This window comes from Streptomyces sp. NPDC093109 (assembly GCF_040701725.1).
In the GTDB taxonomy this organism is placed as follows: domain Bacteria; phylum Actinomycetota; class Actinomycetes; order Streptomycetales; family Streptomycetaceae; genus Streptomyces.
The window spans coordinates 1-18,092 of record NZ_JBFBEZ010000078.1; the positions used below are offsets into that span (position 1 = coordinate 1).

General features: G+C 70.1%; 13 protein-coding genes. 4 read left to right on the forward strand and 9 right to left on the reverse strand.

Going from position 1 to position 18,092, the window contains the following annotated elements; all coding sequences use genetic code 11:
- Positions 1–102: 102 nt before the first annotated feature.
- Entirely contained in the window at positions 103–1,116 is a 1,014-nt protein-coding gene (locus AB0389_RS37035) for a hypothetical protein (RefSeq protein ID WP_366399985.1), read from the forward strand.
- A gap of 1,259 nt (positions 1,117–2,375) precedes the next feature.
- On the opposite strand, the gene AB0389_RS37040 is transcribed toward AB0389_RS37035, so the two are convergent.
- Complete coding sequence (locus AB0389_RS37040) at positions 2,376–2,738, reverse strand: hypothetical protein (RefSeq protein ID WP_366399986.1); 363 nt, start codon at positions 2,736–2,738, stop codon at positions 2,376–2,378.
- A 314-nt stretch (positions 2,739–3,052) separates the two neighbouring features.
- Here AB0389_RS37040 and AB0389_RS37045 point away from each other — a divergent pair, with 314 nt between their 5' ends.
- A complete protein-coding gene (locus AB0389_RS37045; RefSeq protein ID WP_366399987.1) occupies positions 3,053–3,997 on the forward strand; it encodes a trypsin-like peptidase domain-containing protein in 945 nt (314 codons plus the stop codon).
- Positions 3,998–4,177: 180 nt separating this feature from the next.
- On the opposite strand, the gene AB0389_RS37050 is transcribed toward AB0389_RS37045, so the two are convergent.
- The 3 genes from AB0389_RS37050 to AB0389_RS37060 all read right to left on the reverse strand — a co-directional run bounded on the left by AB0389_RS37050 (position 4,178) and on the right by AB0389_RS37060 (position 5,871).
- Positions 4,178–4,852 carry a DUF5063 domain-containing protein gene (locus AB0389_RS37050; RefSeq protein ID WP_366399988.1) on the reverse strand — a complete coding sequence of 225 codons (675 nt, stop codon included), beginning with the start codon at positions 4,850–4,852 and terminating at the stop codon, positions 4,178–4,180.
- Complete coding sequence (gene recR / locus AB0389_RS37055) at positions 4,845–5,444, reverse strand: recombination mediator RecR (protein ID WP_366399989.1); 600 nt, start codon at positions 5,442–5,444, stop codon at positions 4,845–4,847. Before recR ends, AB0389_RS37050 begins: the two co-directional genes overlap by 8 nt.
- Before the next feature lie 91 nt (positions 5,445–5,535).
- Positions 5,536–5,871, reverse strand: coding sequence for a YbaB/EbfC family nucleoid-associated protein (locus AB0389_RS37060; protein ID WP_366399995.1), 336 nt, complete (start codon positions 5,869–5,871; stop codon positions 5,536–5,538).
- Between the two features lie 281 nt (positions 5,872–6,152).
- Here AB0389_RS37060 and AB0389_RS37065 point away from each other — a divergent pair, with 281 nt between their 5' ends.
- On the forward strand, positions 6,153–7,016 hold the full coding sequence (locus AB0389_RS37065; protein WP_366399990.1) for an SLATT domain-containing protein: 864 nt from the start codon (positions 6,153–6,155) through the stop codon (positions 7,014–7,016).
- A 93-nt stretch (positions 7,017–7,109) separates the two neighbouring features.
- Here the strand turns inward: AB0389_RS37065 and AB0389_RS37070 are convergent, their stop codons facing one another.
- The 4 genes from AB0389_RS37070 to AB0389_RS37085 all read right to left on the reverse strand — a co-directional run bounded on the left by AB0389_RS37070 (position 7,110) and on the right by AB0389_RS37085 (position 12,952).
- A complete protein-coding gene (locus tag AB0389_RS37070; RefSeq protein ID WP_114660033.1) occupies positions 7,110–7,760 on the reverse strand; it encodes a hypothetical protein in 651 nt (216 codons plus the stop codon).
- A 244-nt stretch (positions 7,761–8,004) separates the two neighbouring features.
- Positions 8,005–10,605: a dolichyl-phosphate beta-glucosyltransferase gene (locus tag AB0389_RS37075; RefSeq protein ID WP_366399996.1), complete on the reverse strand. Its 2,601-nt coding sequence runs from the start codon at positions 10,603–10,605 to the stop codon at positions 8,005–8,007.
- Between the two features lie 92 nt (positions 10,606–10,697).
- Positions 10,698–11,381, reverse strand: a complete 684-nt coding sequence (locus AB0389_RS37080) for a GntR family transcriptional regulator (RefSeq protein WP_366399991.1) — start codon at positions 11,379–11,381, stop codon at positions 10,698–10,700.
- A 155-nt stretch (positions 11,382–11,536) separates the two neighbouring features.
- Entirely contained in the window at positions 11,537–12,952 is a 1,416-nt protein-coding gene (locus tag AB0389_RS37085; protein WP_366399992.1) for an aspartate aminotransferase family protein, read from the reverse strand.
- 259 nt (positions 12,953–13,211) lie between these two features.
- Here AB0389_RS37085 and AB0389_RS37090 point away from each other — a divergent pair, with 259 nt between their 5' ends.
- A complete protein-coding gene (locus AB0389_RS37090; RefSeq protein WP_366399993.1) occupies positions 13,212–14,993 on the forward strand; it encodes a serine/threonine-protein kinase in 1,782 nt (593 codons plus the stop codon).
- An 80-nt stretch (positions 14,994–15,073) separates the two neighbouring features.
- Here AB0389_RS37090 and AB0389_RS37095 read toward each other — a convergent pair whose 3' ends face one another.
- Positions 15,074–16,924, reverse strand: coding sequence for a bifunctional metallophosphatase/5'-nucleotidase (locus AB0389_RS37095; RefSeq protein WP_366399994.1), 1,851 nt, complete (start codon positions 16,922–16,924; stop codon positions 15,074–15,076).
- Positions 16,925–18,092: the final 1,168 nt, after the last annotated feature.

Here is an 18,092-nt window from a genome sequence, read left to right on the forward strand (position 1 = left end):
ACGAAAGGGCTCGCACTTTCTCGCCTTCCTCGGCCTGGCCGCCGCCCTGACCTGCTACAAGAAGCTCGCGAAACTTGCCACGTGAGACACACTCTAAAAACGATGCCGACCGAAGATTCATCACGGCCTGCACGCTACCGCATGATAGGTGCGCTTATAGCTGGATCCCTGGCGATCGGCGGGCTCGGTGCATGGTTCCTCATCGGCTCACAGGAGGGTGAAGATTTGTGCAGTGGGCTCCTCAAGGACAAAAGGATGCACGAAGTCGTTGGAATTGAGGACCAGAGGCCGGAAAGCTGCGAGGAGCTCGGAGAATCGATCAAAAAGGCGACGGGTGCCACGGGTTCCGGACAGAATAATCTCAAGCAGGCTCAGGCCATGAAGAACGTACTGCTTGCTGCCGCTGATCACATAGAGAAAAGCGGGAGCCACTTGCCTCCCGACCTCAGGTCACCGATTGCCGAGGCACTTACAGAATATGTGGGCGATACGCATATTATTATCGGCACTGGTTCAGCGGAGTACGTGACCAACGGAGATGCCTCCGATGGACCGTGGACGGACGACTCCGGAGTGCACATTTCCGTATACAAGGAAACTCTCTTCCGAGTACTTCGTTCCGTCTCCGAGGATCCGCACGCATACGCTGTACTGCGCATGGCCGAGGCCCGCCACGCAGCAAAGTCTCTTTCCTCGATATCACACGCGGAAATAGACGCGAATTTGATGTCATATCCCGTATCCAATGCACGCGCCCTCGCCGCCATGGATGCTCTGGCTGACGCGATATCAACCGACCACTCGAAAGAGAAGGCCGCAATATGGCAGAAAACCGTCGTAGATACCATAGCGAATAATTCCACTGAAGCCCCCGCCTTCAAGGAAGACCCCGCCGGCCACATTACTGCCGAATGGGCAAATAAGCTCAGCGCGACTGCCGCCGCCAAACAATTCCCGTTGCTTCGCGAAGAAGGGATTGAAGTTGCCGGAATATGGGCGAAAGCGCAGGGAGTTGAGAAGGAAAACTATGACAAGCTCCTGTCGAACTGCCGCGGCGGCGCGGAATCAGGCTACAGAGCGGCGTCCGATACCCTCAAGAAGTTGAATGGCAAGTGAACCATTCTGTGAAATTGGCACCTCTATGCCGAACTAAAAATCAACCCCTTACAGAGGCCGGCGGGGCCCACTCCACATTCCAGCCAGGCGGATACGGCGGGCACCAGGCGGCGGACGTCCTGGTCAGAGAGCAGTAGGCGCGGGCCTCGGCGGCGGCGCGAGGTCGGGGTGGTCATGGTGGCCAGGTCCTCTGCGGCATGGACGAGGCACCGCCCCGGGCCGCGCGCGGCCCGAAGAACGCCCTCACCCGTGCCCCTTTCCGAGCACGCGAGGCGGGGCCGCCCCTCCTGCTGTGAGTTTCGCGCCTCCAGGACAGGAGTAAAGGGCGCTCCTGCGTCGCGTCGCTGCGCGATGACCTTCGGTCACCCTTGACACCTGCCCCGGAGTCGCAAGTGCGGCTTTTCGGGAGGGGCGGCCGGTGGGAGGGGTTGCCCGAGGGGCCTGCTGGACTGCCGGTCGGTTCAGGGGCCGGCGGGCCGGTGGGCCCTGCGGGGCTGCGCGCTCTTTGCATGGGGCAGCGGGGCTCATCTCGGCGGCTGACGGCCGTCTGATTGCTGGCACTCATGCCTCGCTGGTCACCGTTGCGTCGTGGTGCCCGGGAGGCGGGCGGGAGTTGCTGTCCGGCCGGGGCCCTCGGGCCGGTCCGCGGGGTCTCCGGGCGGTGCCCGGAGCAGGGAGTGCGACGCTAGAGCCACTTCCGGCCCGCCAGACGGCCGCAACGTCACCGTCGTCGGGATCAAGCCCCCCATCACCCGCCGATCTGCCCGATATAGGGTGGTTTGACGGGCGGTTGAGGGGCTCTCCGGACGGCACATGTGTCTTGAGGTGCGTTAGACGCCCTTCTGGATGCAAATACCGGCTCCGGGAGCCCACTTGTTGCCACACGGGTCCCAGCTGTCTCTGCTCCCACTCCACGGCGACCAGTGGGGCATGAGTCGTAACCAGCAGCGGACCGCCGGCCGCCGAGCCGGTGTCAGACCACCCCTCTCCTCTGCCGCGCAGCCCCGCAGGGCCCACCCGCCCGCCGGACCCCGAACCGACCGGCAGCCCGGCCAGCCCCCCGGGCAACCCCCACCCCCCGGCCGCCCCTCCCGAAAAGCCGCACTTGCGCTGGAGGGCCGGGTGTCCAGGGTGGAGCGCAGCGCAATCGGCGCAGCCGACGCGACGGAGGAGCGCCCTTGACACCCGGCCCGGAAGCGCGAAACTCACAGCAGGAGGGGCGGCCCCCATCCCCACAACCCGCGCCACCCGTCTACCTCTCAGGTGACCAGCGGGTGCAGGGCCAAGGCCGTTGGGATCGGGAAGGCCAGTGCGCCGAGAAGGGCGAGTCTGGCGGCGGTCGGCAGGCGGCGTATACCGGGTGCGAAGTAGAGCCCCGCCAGCGCGGCTCCCGCGCCGGCCACGGCGGCTGTTGGTGTCAGCAGGGTGGAGGACATCGGCGTACCGAATTCGGATGCCCGAACAGAGGCGACCAGCAGTGTCCAGAACGCCAGCCAGAGCAGCATGGCGAACGTGAGGCCCCAGAGGACGCCCGCCACGGCGGCGAGAAGACGTCGGTGCGGGGCTACGTACGGGGTGACGTACGGGGTGACGTACGGGGTGACGTACGGGGCTGTGTGCATGGGGGGGGTTGCCTCTCACGGCTCCGTTGGCTCATGCCCATAGCCTCACGCCCTTCGCGCCACGGAGCCTGAGTTCCCGTACTCGGAGAACATGGGCGTTGGGGCTCAGGAGTCGGTGCCGGGGCGCGGTAGCGGAGCGGCTGCTGTTCAGTCCCGTACCGCAGCGCGACCCGGCCGCCGCTCCACACGTCCGCGCCTCCGTACGCATGTGTCACAGATCATCAACAGCGCAACCAGCAAGGCGAGTTCCTCCTCTCTTGCAGCGGATGACAACCCCCGCCCACCATCCGCATCCCGATGAGGAGACATCCGTCGTGTCCGAGACATCCGCCATGTCCGAGACATCCACTCCCGTGATCCGGCACCTCCGTGATCGCGCCATGGGAATCGCCGTGGCCGCGGCCCTCGTCCTCGCCGCCCCGCTCCCCTCGTCGGCCGAGGTCGTCCAGGCTCATGCCACTTCGGCCGACCCTGTCTCGGTCCTGAAGTACACCGCCAAGGAGCGCAAAGAAGCCCTCGCCCACTGGACAACCGCCCGGATGAAAACCGTCGGGAAGTCCGTGGATCTGGGGCCGACCGGGCCGAAGGCCAAACCGTACAAGGGCACTCCGCCGAAGACCGTGGGACGGCTCTTCTTCGTCAACGCGAGCGGCGCCGAGACCTGGTGCACGGCCACGGCCGTGAAGAGCGCCAACCGTTCCGTCGTGATGACGGCCGCCCACTGCGTGCGCCGGGGTTCGTCTCCCGGCAACACCAACATCCTCATGGTGTTCGCCCCCGGCTACAGCAAGGGCAAGACGCCGTACGGCACGTTCGCGGTCCGCAGCGCCGCGGCACCGCGCGCGTGGGAGAACAAGTCCACCAATGACATCGCCGCGCTGGTCGTCGACGCCGACAAGAAGGACCGCAAGCTCACCGACGTCGTCGGCGGCCAGAGAATCGCCTTCAACCGCGCCGTCGGCGGCACCGTCTCCGCCCTCGGCTACTCCGCCACCCGTCCGCAGCGCGGCGAGGAACTCCTCCGCTGCGTCGGCAAGGCGAAGAAGGAGCAGGACACGCAGGGCACGCAGGCCATCCCCTGCGACCTGACCGGCGGCGCCAGCGGCGGCCCGTGGCTGGCCGACTTCGACACGGCCACCGGCAAGGGCGTTCTGGTCTCGGTCAACGCCTCGCTGGACTCCCTGACACCGACCAAGATGTACGGAGAGGTACTGAAGGACACCGCCAAGAAGGTCTACGACCGGGCCCAGAACGGCTGAGTGCCACAGCGCCGGCGCCTGTCGTCAGTGCCGTGGCAGCGGGGACGCAGGCGGAGACGGCAGCGGGGACACGGGCAGGGGCGGGGACCATACGTACGGCGTCGTCGTGGTCACCGCGTTTCCGGGGCCGCCGTACGCCGTACGCCGTGCCGCAGGAAGGCCCGCCACCGCGCCGTCCCGCTACCGCGCCGTCCCCGTCCGCAGTCCCAGCGGCCCCGCGATCTCCTCCGCCATGACCTTGCCCGCCTCCTCCGCCAGGACCGCCTCCGCGTCCTCCGTCAGGGCCTGGTCCGTGTCCAGGCCGTCGAGGGCCGGGAGGGGCTGGTCCAGGCGGACGTGGGCGACCAGAGACTGGAGGGCGCGGAGGGTGGCGGAGGCGGTGGAGCCCCAGTTGGAGAAGTACGAGAACTGCCACCACCACAGCGCCTCGGTCGTACGGCCAGCCCGGTAGTGGGCCATGCCGTGGCGCAGGTCCGTGACGACGCCCGCGATGTCGTCGGAGATACGGGCGGGGACCGGCGCCTTGCGGGGCTCGTACGGGTCGAAGACCTCCGAGTAGACGTCGATCGGCTCAAGGAGCACGGCGAAGCGTTCGCGGAGGTCGTCGACGTCCGGCTCGGGGCCGAGATCGGGTTCGTACCGTTCCTCGGGAAGGATGTCCTCGTGGGCGCCCAGCCGGCCGCCGGCCAGCATGAGCTGGGAGAACTCCAGCAGCAGGAACGGTACGGTGCTGCCCGGCTCGTCGCCCTTCGCCACTTCCGTGACCGCGACGATGAAGCTCTCGATCTGGTCGGCGATCTGGACCGCGAAGTCGTCCGGATCCTGGTGTACGGCGTGCAGCGTTGCGTCAGACATCGAGAAGTCGTCTCCCCTCGAAGGCACGCCCGAGCGTGACCTCATCGGCGTATTCCAGGTCGCCCCCCACGGGCAGACCACTGGCCAGACGGGTGACCCGCAGGCCCATCGGCTTGATCATGCGGGCGAGGTACGTGGCCGTGGCCTCGCCCTCCAGGTTGGGGTCGGTCGCGAGGATGAGTTCGGTGACGGTGCCGTCCGCGAGCCGCGTGAGTAGCTCGCGGATCCGCAGGTCGTCGGGGCCGACGCCCTCGATGGGGCTGATCGCGCCGCCGAGCACGTGGTACTTCCCCCGGAACTCGCGGGTGCGCTCGATGGCGACGACGTCCTTCGGCTCCTCCACCACACAGATCACCGTCACATCGCGGCGCGCGTCGCGGCAGATCCCGCAGCGCTCCTCCTGCGCCACATTGCCGCACACGGCGCAGAACCGGACCTTGTCCTTGACCTCAAGGAGGGTCTGGGCGAGGCGGCGGACGTCGGTCGGCTCGGCCTGGAGGATGTGGAAGGCGATCCGCTGCGCGCTCTTGGGACCGACGCCGGGCAGCCTGCCCAGTTCGTCGATGAGGTCCTGGACCACGCCTTCGTACAACGGATTGCCTCTCTGGGGTGCGGTGCGCGCTGTTGCGCGTGGTGAGCTCCTACGTACGTACCTTCGTACGCCAGTTGCTGTACGGACGCCGTTAGAACGGCAGCCCCGGCATACCGCCCAGCCCCTGCGCCAGCGGGCCGAGCTTCTCCTGCTGGAGCTGCTGCGCGTTGTCGTTCGCCGCGTGTACGGCGGCGAGGACCAGGTCCGCGAGGGTCTCCGTGTCCTCGGGATCCACCGCCTTCGGGTCGATCACCAGGCCACGCAGCTCGCCCGAGCCGTTGACCGTGGCCTTGACGAGACCACCGCCCGCCTGGCCCTCGACCTCGGCGCTCGCCAGCTCCTCCTGCGCTCGCGCCAAGTCCTGCTGCATCTTCTGGGCCTGCTGGAGCAGGTCCTGCATGTTGGGCTGGCCACCACCGGGAATCACGGTCACTCCAGGCACTTAGACGACGGTTTATCTGTAAGCCGAGCCTACGTGGTCCCCGCTCAGCTCGCCCTACCCCGCCGGGACGAACTCTTTCGAGTGAGAGCATCCCGGCTCCTCTACCTGATCAAGGCCCCCAGCGGGGGTGAAATGCCGGGATTTCGATCGCACCGCCCACCATTTGGCGGTAGGAAGGGCATACGCGCGTGCGTGCATTGACGGTTACGTAGAGTCACATATCCCGACGGACCGACCACCAGACCGACCGACAGAGGAGTGCCCCGGTGAGCCAGCCGGAGATGCAGCCCGGGGGCCCCGCCCGGGAGGAGGGCGCCCCGTCCGGTGCCGGCAGAAGCGAAAACGAGGGCACGGGTTCCGATACGGGTTTCGATACAGGTACGGGTACGGGCACCGGTACGGGCATGGAGGACGCCGACGGCCACGGCCCCGGCCGGGGCGAGAGCCCGCAGCCGTACGGCGACCTGGCCGGAGGGCCGTTCCCCCTCGGCGACTGGGGCGAGCCCGCCGAACGGCTCGACGAGCTGTACCGCTGGGTCGAGACGGGGGCGCTGCGCACCGTCGACTGGTATCTGGCCGACCGGTTACGCAAACGGCGCCTCGCCCGCGCCCTGCGCGCCGCCACGGCCGTCGCGGTGACGGCGGGCGCCTCGCTGCCGCTGCTGGACGTGACGGAGGTGCTGCCCGGCGCCACCGGCTGGGGGTACCTCGCGCTGCTCCTGGGCGCGGCCGGCGTGGCGTGCGACCGCTACTGCGGGCTGTCGTCGGGCTGGATGCGGGCGGTGGCGACGGCACAGGCCGTGCAGCGGCGGCTGCAGACGTTCCAGTTCGACTGGGCGTCGGAGTGCGTACGGGAGGTGCTCGGCCCGACGGAGGGCACGGCGAGCGAGGCCGCCGAGCGGTGCCTGACGGTGCTGCGGAAGTTCACGGAGGACGTGACGGAGCTGGTGCGGGTGGAGACGGCCGACTGGATGGTCGAGTTCCGCTCGGGCCCCGCGCCTCTGATGATGCAGTCGCTGCCCATGGCCGGGGTGCGCGTCGAGGGCCCCGTACAGCCCCTGGGCCGCTTCCCGCTCCCCCCGGGCACCCGCCCGAACATGCCCCGGCAGCGCCCGCCCGAGACGCGGTAAACGGCGGTAACAGCGGTAACACCAGTAGCACCAGCGAGGGCGGCACGGGGACCCCGTGCCGCCCTCACCAGTACTCGCCAGTCGGAGCTTCGCTCAGCTGAAGATGATCATTGAGCCCTGGCCCAGGCTCCTGGTGGCCGCCGCGTGGAGGCCGAGCCAGACGTGGCGCTCCCGGGCGAAGGGGCTGTCGTCGTACGGAACCGAGATCGCCGGTTCCTCCAGGGACGTGGGGGCGTGCGGCGGGGCCGGGGCGGCCGGAGGGTTCGCCGGGTCGATCCCGATCGCCGGGGCGACGATCTCCAGCTCCCGCAGCAGGCCCTGCGTGGATCCCAACGGGCCGCCGCCCGCGAGGAGTTCATCGTTCGAGAGAGGCGCGTCGTAGTCCACGGGGACATACGCGCCCGCGTGGTCGTAGTGCCAGACGAGATGCGACTCCTGGGCCGTCGACTCGAACATCTCCAGCAACTGCTCGTAGTCACCGCCCAGTTCGCCGACCGGCGTCACCGCCAGGCCGCAGAGCTGGAGCAGATACGCGCGCCGCAGGAAGTGCAGCGCGTCGTAGTCGAAACCGGCGACCGGGGCGACATCGCCCGACAGGCCCGGCATATAGGCGAATACGGGGACGGACGGCAGCCCGGCTTCGCCGAGCGCCTTGTCGTAGACGGCGATCTCTTCGGCGAAGGGATTGTCGGGGCTGTGGCACAGCACATCGACGAGGGGGACCAACCACAGGTCACAGGCCAAGGGAGGCTCGCTCTCCAAGCGGGTTCGTACGCGTGCGCGCGATGGTCGGGACAGCGTAATGCGGCGGACTCGTTCGGCGTAGGGGGCGGGAACGGCGGGGTGCGGGAACCCCCATCATCGCGCCTCCGCGCGGACATCTCACCGCGCCTCCGCGCGGACCTCCGCCCGGGCCTCTCACCGCACCTCCACCCGGACGTCTCACCGCACCTCCGCCCGGACCCTCACCGCACCTCCGCCCGGACCCTCATCGCGCCTCCGCCCGTACGTCCCAGATCCAGACCCCGCCGATCCGCTTCCCCGGCCGCTGGAACAGCTTCTCCAGCACGTCGTACAGCGCCGCGTCGTTGGCCTGCGGCGCCAGCACCACCACGCCCGCCTTCCAGAAACGCAGGTCGAACCGCGCCTGTGCCCGCCACTGGTCACCGATCTCCGGGATCTGGCCGCCGTAACGGACATCACGGAAGAGGTTGGAGGTGTAGCGGGCCGGCGCACCGTAGATGCCCGTCCGGTCCTCGCCCAGCGGACCGTTGAAGTACCCCCGGGGCACGGAGAATCCGAAGCCCGTCGCCGACTGCCAGTGCAGCGCCTCCGCGCTCCCCGGGTCGGGCAGGGGTACGGGGACGACGGTCTCGCCCTTCGCCGTGTACGGCCGGTACATGCCCTGCGTGATGAACTCCGGGATGGCCGACCGCTCCCGTACCGGCAGCGCCGTCGGCACGATCGGCAGCAGCGCGAGGGCGACCACGGACAGCGCGATGACCGGCTGCCCGTACCGCAGCACATAGCGCTGAAACGCCTCGGCGACCGTGAGGTCCGCGACATCCTCCGCCGCCGCCCCGCTCGTCCGCAGCTCCAGCATCCGGTCCACCGCGATCGCCAGCAGCGCCCCCAGCGCCGGCGCGCAGATCATCGCCACCCGGGACTCGATGACCGACTCGAACAGCGGCTGGTCCGCGAGGAGCCGCCACGGCCCCGGTACGACCACGTCCGTGTACGGGATACGGATCTTCGGCCCCAGCGACAGCAGCGCCGCCGCCACCGCCGTGAACGCCAGCGCCCTGACCACCGCGAGCCGCCACAGCCACACCACGATCCCCAGCGTGAGGGAGATCAGCGGCCAGCCGTAGAAGGCGTTCTGCTCGGTCCGGTTCATCGCGAGCCGGTCGGCCGTCGCCTCGTCGCCGAACAGCGCGCGCCCGGAGAACTCCAGGAAGGAGAGCGGGCTGTTGCCCGCGTTGTCGCCGTGCAGCACGCTGTGGTAGCTCTGCGGGCCGAAGAACTGCCACCCCAGCGGGAACGCCACCAGCGGCAGGCACACCAGCAGCCCCCACCCGACCCCGCGCAGCAGGGGCCCCAGCGCCGCCCGCGCCGCGCCGCGCCGTACGACCGCGTAGCCGACCACGAAGAGCAGCGTGCCCATCACGGCGATCAGCAGCGGCTCCTCGCCCAGGAAGACCTGGTACGCGGCGAAGAGGCCGAGGAGGATGCCGTTCCTCCGTACGGTGCGCCGCTTCCGGTCCGGGTCGCGGTCCCCGGCCTCGTCCCGGTCGCACAGGCGCAGTGTCCTGTCGATGATCACCGGAAGCATGAACAGCACCAGGAAGTTCGGGTGCGCGTTCGCGTGCGAGATCATCGGCGGCGCGAAGGCCGCGAGCGCCGCGCCGACGGCCGCCGCCCAGCGGTTACGGGTCAGCCGGCGCGCGAACAGCCAGTACCAGGCGACCGCCGTCGCCGCCAGCCCGAGCGTGAGCACCAGCGCCCAGGTGACGACGGGGCCGAGGCCGAGCGTGATCGGCGTGAGGGGCACCGAGAGGCCGAGCATGACGGTGTTGGCCATCAGGTTCACGCCGTCGGGGAAGTTCTGGTACGTCGTGAACAGCGGGTTCCGGAGGTGGGTGATGTTGTCGGCGGTGACCGCGAAGAACCACTCCCACTGGTTCTGGTCGGAGCCCGCGTCGGCGAGATAGGTGTGGTCGAGATCCGCCCAGAGCCCCTTGTAGAGGTAGAGGGAGGCGAGGAGGAAGAGGACGACGATCCCGGCGTCCGTACGGAGGTGGGGACGGTCGCGGAATCGGTCGCGGAATCGGCGCCCTGGAGAACCAGCACGGCCCGCATCGCCCGTACCCCCCGCACTCCCCGTACCCCCCAGCCTCAGCCGTATCAGCTCCAGCAGCACCCTGAGGTAGTCCAACGGCCGCACCTTCGACCCCGCCTGATGCGCCCAGCGCACCGGCACCTCCGTCACCGGCAGGCCCGCCCGCCGGAAGGCGCGCAGTATCTCGACGTCGATGCCCCAGCCGTCGAGCCGCGAGTCCGCGAAGGCCGCCCGCGCCCGCTCGCCCTCGAAGAGCTTGAAGCCGCACTGGGTGTCGTTGATGCCGTCGATCGCGACGCGCTGTATCAGCCGGTTGCCGAGCCGGCCGAGCCACTCGCGCACCGCGAGCTGCCGCACCTCGATCCGCGCGTCGGGGTGCGCGCGCGAGCCGATCGCGGCGCCGTCGCCGCCGTCCGCCGTGAGCTGCGCGTCGAGCCGGTCGAGTTCGGCGATCGGGGTCGCCAGGTCCGCGTCGGTGAGCAGCACGCGCCGGCCGTACGAGGCGAGCACGCCCTGCCGCAGGGCGTGGCCCTTGCCGTGGTTGCCGGCGCTCGTCACCACGTGGATGCGCGGCTCGGCGGCGGCGGCCTCGGCGGCGACGGCGGCCGTGCCGTCGGTCGAGCCGTCGTCCACGACGATCAGCTCCCAGCGGCCCCAGCGGTCGGGGTCCGCGCGCAGATGGTCGCGGATGGCGTCGAGGGTGGGGCGGAGGCGCAGCTCCTCGTTGTACGCGGGGACGACGACGGTCAGATCGACGTCCGCACCGGCCCGGAGGCCACTGAGACCCCCGGCGCGACCGACAGCCCCGACGCCATCGGCCGGAACGTCACCTATGTTCTCAGTCACCGGTGTGAACGCTCCAGCCTCTCCGCCCACTTGAGCGAATGATCGTCGTACTCACCGATCACGGCACGTACCGCCGCCGTGTCGCCGAGGGTCAGCGCGGTCACCAGTCGCTCGTGCCCGCTCCACAGCCACTTCCCGCCCTCGGCGTCCGCCCGCAGGAACGGTACGGAGAACACCCAGGTCTGCACGCGCAGCCGGTGCAGGAACTCCGCGACGTACCGGTTGGCGACCAGCGCGCACAGCTCCCGCCAGAACCGCAGGTCGTAACCGATGAGGATGTTCAGGTCCCCGGCCCGCGCGGCGCGCGCGGCCTCCTCGGCCCGGCGCCGTACGGAGACGAGGGCGGGACCGTGCGCCCTGGCCGCCAGCCGCTCGCCCTCCAGCTGCCGGAAGACGGCGTCCACGACCAGCCCGCGCGCCTCGACCATGCCCCGGAAGTCGTCCACCGAGAACTGGTGCACCCGGAAGCCCCGGTGCTGGTCCGAGTCGAGCAGGTCCTGCGCCGAGAGATCGACCAGCGCCTCCCTGACGGGCGTCGCGGAGACCCCGTACTGCTCGGCGATCTGCTTGACGGTGAATTCCTGGCCTGGCAGTAAACGCCCTGCGAGCACCTCGTCACGGAGCGCGTCCGCGATTTGCTGCCGCAGAGTACTGCGGGTCACGGCTCCGCTGGCGGGCATGATCGTTCCGTCCCCTCGTCCGGCTTCCGACACCTTAGACCGACGGTCGACGGACGGGACGAGTGAGACGGGAGAGACGAATCGGATGTCTCTCTTCCGGCCTTCTCCGAGCCTTCTCCGAGCCTTCTCCGAGCCTTCTCCGAGCCTTCTCCGCACTACTCGACGTACCCGTCCGCCACCTCCAACGCCGCGTCCAGCCGCGCCAGCCCCTCCTCCGCCTCGGCCTCGGTGATGTTGCACGCGGGGACCACATGCGTGCGGTTCATGTTGACGAAGGGCCACAGGCCGCTCTTCTTGCAGGCCGCCGCGAAGGCCGCCATGGGCGCGTTCGCCCCGCCCGTCGCGTTGTACGGCACGAGCGGCTCGCGCGTCTCCGCGTTCCGTACGAGGTCGAGCGCCCAGAAGACCCCCGTACCGCGCACCTCGCCCACCGACGGATGCCGGCCGGCCAGCTCCCGCAGCCCCGGGCCGAGGACGGTCGCGCCGAGGTGCGCGGCGTGCTCGACGACCTGCTCGTCCGCCATCACCCGCAGCGTGGCGACGGCGGCGGCGCAGGCCAGCGGATGGCCGGAATACGTCAGTCCGCCGGGGTACGGGCGCGTCGCGAAGGTGTCGGCGATCGCGGCGGAGATGGCGACGCCACCGAGCGGCACATAGCCGGAGTTGACGCCCTTGGCGAAGGTCAGCAGGTCGGGTACGGCGTCGAAGTGCTCTGCGGCGAACCACTTCCCCGTACGGCCGAACCCCGTCATCACCTCGTCCAGTACGAACACGATCCCGTGCCGGTCGCAGATCTCGCGCACCCCCGCGAGATAGCCGGGCGGCGGCGTCATGATGCCGGCCGTGCCCGGGACGGTCTCCAGGATGACCGCGGCGATGGTCGCCGGACCCTCGAAGCCGATGGTCGCTTCGAGGTGCTCCAGCGCGCGGGCGCACTCCTCGGCCTCGGTCGTGGCGTAGAAGGGGGAGCGGTAGAGGAACGGCGCGTGGAAGTGGACGACGCCGGCCGTGCCGCTGTCGGACGCCCAGCGGCGCGGGTCGCCGGTGAGGTTGATCGCGGTGTGGGTACCGCCGTGGTACGAGCGGTACGCGGCGAGGACCTTGGGGCGGCCGGTGTGCAGCCGGGCCATCCGGACTGCGTGCTCGACGGCCTCGGCGCCGCCGTTGGTGAAGAAGATCTTGTCGAGGTCGCCGGGGGTGCGCTCGGCGATGAGGCGGGCCGCCTCGGACCGTACGTCCACGGCGAAGGCCGGCGCGAAGGTGGCGAGACGGCCGGCCTGCTCCTGGATGGCGGCGACGACGGTGGGGTGCTGGTAGCCGATGTTGGTGAAGACGAGGCCGCTGGTGAAGTCGAGGTAGCGGTTGCCGTCGTAGTCCCAGAAGTACGCGCCCTCGGCACCGGCGACGGCGAGCGGGTCGATCAGCTCCTGCGCGGACCAGGAGTGGAACACGTGCGCGCGGTCGGCGGCCTTGACGGCGGCGCCGGTGGCGGGGTCGGGGACGGGGCCGACGGGCGGGACAGGGCCGGCCGGCGGGGTGGCGCTGGTGGCGCTGGTGGCATGCGGGTTCATGGTGGCCAGCGTAGGGAGGGAGCGGCGGCGGGCGGTATGGCCGGGTTGTACGGCCGGAGCACCATAGGTCGGCATGATGCCGCCCGGCGCTCCGGGTGCCGCGCCGACCGCCACGCCGACCCGAGCACGTGTTCGCCGACGCTCCGTTCGAGATACTCAACAGGTCGGCCCCGCCGTGCGAGATGATCCGGGGCGAAGCAGCGGTAGTCCCGGCACGGGGACGGCCCGCGGACACGGGGAGCGGGGAGGACCACGCGCCATGGACACGCTGGCGGCAGGAGATCCACGACACATCGGCGCCTACCGGCTGCTGGCGCGGCTGGGCGAGGGCGGGATGGGCCGGGTCTATCTGGCCCGCTCGGACCGCGGCCGTACGGTCGCGGTCAAGCTCGTACGGCAGGAACTGGCCGCGCAGGAGCAGTTCCGCGGCCGGTTCCGGCACGAGGTGGCCGCGGCGCGCCGGGTCGGCGGGGCGTGGACGGCGCCCGTGCTCGACGCCGACACAGAGGCGGCCGTGCCGTGGGTGGCGACGGGGTACGTGGCGGGGCCGAGCCTGCTGGAAGTGGTGTCGGGCGGTCATGGCCCCCTGCCGGAACGTTCCGTCCGGATCCTCGCGTCCGGTCTGGCGCACGCGCTCCAGGACATCCACGCGGCCGGGCTCATCCACCGCGACCTCAAGCCGTCCAACGTGCTGGTGACGATCGACGGACCGCGCGTCATCGACTTCGGCATCGCCCGCGCGCTGGAGACGGTCAACGAGGAGGCGCTGGCGGAGGGGCTGGCGGAGGGCCTGACCGTGGCCGGCGCGCTGGTCGGCTCACCCGGCTTCATGGCGCCCGAACAGGTGCGCGGGGACCGGGTGACGGCGGCGAGCGATGTGTTCTGCCTGGGCTCGATCCTGGCGTACGCGGCGACGGGCCGACCGCCGTTCGGCGACTCGAACACGGGCGCGCACGCGCTGATGTTCCGTATCGCGCAGGAGGAACCGGACCTGACTGCGCTCCCGGAGAGCCTCGGGCAGCTCGTACGCGGCTGCCTCCAGAAGGACCCGGCCGCGCGCCCGACGACACGGGACATCCTGGTCAAGGCGGGCGCGGGCGCGGGCGGTGAACCGTGGCTGCCGGGCGCGCTGCTGGCGAAGCTCGGCCAGCACGCGGTACGGCTGCTGGAGCACGAGGACCCGCCGGGACCGGCATCGACGGAAGCACACGGGGCGCACAAGGCGCGGGCCCAGGACCCCAGGGTGCCGACGCCGGTCGGCGCGCAGGCGCCGCCCGCGGCATCCACGGCCGCGCCCATACCGACACCGACACCGACTCCGACACCGACTCCGACACCGACTCCGACACCGCCACCGCCACCGGCTCCTCAGGCGTACGGCCCGCCCGCTTACGGCTATCCGGGGCCCGGATACGGCTATCCGCAGCCGGGACACCCGCCCCAGGGCAGCCCGAACGGCGCGCCCCCGTACGACGGAATACCGGTACCCGCCCCCGTACCCGCCTCCGCCGCCGCACCCGAGCCCGAACCCGAACCCGAGCGGCGCAGCGCCCGCTTCACGGCGGTGCTGGTCGTGGTCGCGGTGGTCGTCGCGATCTGCGCGGGCGCCTCGGTGTACGCGTTCATGAGCGGCGACGGCGGCACGAACAGCTCCGCGAATCCCCCGGCGGACGACGCGGCCGGCCCGGTCCCCGCGAAGTACCTCGGCACCTGGACGGGCAGCGTCAGCACGGCCACCGGTGACAGTCCCCGCCGCCTGGTCGTCCGCCAGGGCGAAGTCGGCGACACCGTCATCACGTTGACCGCCGACGGCCCGGCGGCGGCGAGCGGCACCCCGTTCCACTGCGTCTTCGAGGCCCCCCTGGCGGCCGTCCCGGCCGACGGCGAGCCGCTCCGCATCGGCCCGTCCGAGGTCATCGCGGGCGAGCCGATGACCGCCTGCACCCCGGGCCCGGAGTCCCGCATCACGCTCATGGCGGACGGGAGCCTGCAACGGGTGGGCACGAGCGGGGAGTCCGTCACGTACAAGAAAGAGAACTGACGGCGGCACGACGAAGGGGCGGCGGGCCACAAAAGGCCCGCCGCCCCTGACTCATACAAGCGTCAGCCGCTGAGTGCCGCTTACTTGATGATCGTGATCCGGTTCGCCGCCGGCGGGGCCAGCGGGGTGGCCGGGGACGAGTTCGTCTTCAGGTAGGTGTTGAACATGTCGAGGTCCGACGCGCCCACCAGCTTGTTCGTGCCCTGGCCCAGCGCCGCGAAGCCGTCGCCGCCGCCCGCCAGGAACTCGTTCATCGCGACGCGGTACGACGTGGCCGGGTTGATCGCCGCGCCGTTCAGCTTGACCGAGTCCGTGACGACCCGGGCGGCGCCCGTCTTCGTCATGTCCAGGGTGTAGGTGAGGCCCTTGGAGACCTGGAGGATCTTCGGGGACGCCTCGTTCGAGCCGCTGACCTGCTGCTGGAGCGCCGTGATGACCTGCGCGCCGGTCAGGGTGACCGCGTTCATCATGTTGGTGAACGGCTGGACGGTGAACGCCTCGCCGTACGTCACGACTCCGTCGCCCTCACTGCCGGACGCCTTGTAGACGAGGTCCGACCTGATGCCGCCCGGGTTCATGAAGGCGATCTGCGCACCGCCCTTGTCCGCCGCCGACATGCCGTCGAGCTGGGCGTCCGCGATCATGTCGCCGAGCGGGGACTCGGGGGTGGTGGCGCCACGGCCGTTGATGTCCGCGGAGATGTAGCCCTGCGGGGTGTTGGCGATCGGCGCGGCGAGCTTGTTCCAGCGCTCGATGAGCGAGGTCATGTCCGCGGCCTTGGCCTGGTCGCGGCTGACGATGTGGTTGGCCGACTTCACGCTCGTACGCACGATGTCGTGCGACTTGAGGTCGTACGTCAGCGTGGTGTCCGTGTAGAGCTTGCCGAAGGACGACGCCGACGTCACCAGGCGCGGGTTGCCCGCCGGGTCCGGGATCGTGCAGGCGTACGCCTGGTGGGTGTGGCCGGTGACCAGCGCGTCGACCTTGGGCGAGATGCCCTTGGCTATGTTGACGATCGGGCCGGAGATGCCGTCGCCGGCGCCCGGGCTGTCGCAGTCGTAGTTGTACGAGGAGGACGCGGGCGCGCCGCCCTCGTGGATCAGCGCGACGATCGACTTGACGCCCTGCTTGTCGAGTTCGTTCGCGTACTTGTTGACGGTCGCGATCTCGTTGTGGAACTTGAGGCCCTTGACGCCCTCGGCCGTCACGATGTTCGGCGTGCCCTCCAGGGTCACCCCGATGAAGCCGATCTTGACGCCGTTCTTCTTCCAGACCGTGTACGGCTTGAGGATCGGCTTACCGGTCTTCTCGGACGTCACGTTGGCCGCGAGGTACGGGAAGTCGGCGCCCTTGAACTTCTTGCCCTTCTCGAAACAGCCGGCCGTCGGGTGACAGCCGCCGTTCTGGAGACGGGCCAGCTCGACGGCGCCCTCGTCGAACTCGTGGTTGCCGACGGCCGTCACATCGAGGTTGACCTTGTTGAGCGCCTCGATGGTCGGCTCGTCGTGGAAGAGGCCGGACAGCAGCGGGCTCGCGCCCACCATGTCGCCGCCCGCGGCGGTGATGGAGTACGGGTGGCCCTTGCGCGCGGTGCGCAGCGAGGTCGCCAGGTACTCCATGCCACCGGCGGGGATCGACTTGACCGTGCCGTCGGGCTGCTTCTCGTTGACCGCACCGGCCGAGCCGGCCGGCGGCTCCAGGTTGCCGTGCAGGTCGTTGAAGGACAGCAGCTGCACGTCGACAGTGCGGGCCTTCTTCGGCTTGGGCTTCTGGTACGGGTGGCTCGCGTGGCCCGCGCTCTGGCCCTTGTCGGCCACCTGGCCCTGCGCGGTGGCCGGCATGGCGGCGACCAGCGCGCCGACGGTGACCAGCCCCGCGGTGGCGGCGAGCATCCGCCGTGCCACGCGGTTCTTCTGCGGTGTCGCTGACATCGATCCCCTTGGTTGAGCGTGTACATATGCCGGTGAGCGGGCGGCGTGCTGCCGCGCCGACGGCATCTCGGAGGTTGCCGTGGGGGGCTCGCGAAGCTCCGGAAACCACATCGGAAACCACAGAGGTCCGCGTGCGGCAGCCTAGAGTCAACGCGCGTAGCACAACAGGGGGTCCCGGGTTACGAGCTGGTTGCCATTCGTGGTTTCTTCGGGCCGGTGGTGGGTGGGGTGGGGTGGTTGGCGCGGGTCGTGGGGCAAGTGGGCCGCCCCTCCAGCTGTGAGTTTCGCGTCTCCGTGACAGGCGTAAAGGGCGCTCCTGTCGTCGCGTCGGCTGCGCCGATTACGCTTCGCTTCACCCTTGACACCTGCCCCGGAGTCGCAAGTGCGGCTTTTCGGGAGGGGCGGCCGGGTGGGAGGGGGTTGCCCGGGGGGTCTGCTTTTCTGACGGCCGGTTCAGGGGCCGTCGGCCCGGCGGGCCCTGCGGGGCTGCGCGGCAGTGGCATGGGGTGACTCGGCCCCGGCTCAGCGGCCAGCGGTCCGCTGCTGGTTGCGACACATGCCCCGCCGGTCACTCCGGGTGGGGGAGGGACTGGCGGGACGCGTGTGGCGCCAAGTGGGCTCCCGAAGGCCGTCTTCGCGCCGAGGAGTGCGTCTAACGCACCTCAGGACACATGTGCCGTCCGGAGAGACCCCCAACCGCCTCCCAAACCATCCCATATGGGACAGATCGGTGGGGGTGTGGGAGCTTGATCCCGACGACTGCGACGCTGTAGCCGTCTGACGTGCCCAAAGTGGCTCTACCGTCACACTTCCCGCTCCCGGACACCGCCCGAAGACCCCCGGCCCCCGATCGACCCGAGGGCCCGGCCGGACAGCAACTCCCGCCCGCCTTCCGGGCACCACGACGCGACGGTAACCAGCGGGGCATGAGTCTCAGCAAACAGTGGACCGCCGGCCGCCGAGACGGGGCCGAGTCACCCCTCTCCTCTGCCGCGCAGCCCCGCAGGGCCCACCCGCCCGCCGGACCCTGAACCGACCGACAGAACAGCAGACCTCTCGGGCCCCCCTCACCCCCCGGCCGCCCCTCCCAAAAAGCCGCACTTGCGACTCCGGGACAGGAGTCAAGGGTGAGCGAAGCGAAATCGGCGCAGCCGACGCGACGCAGGAG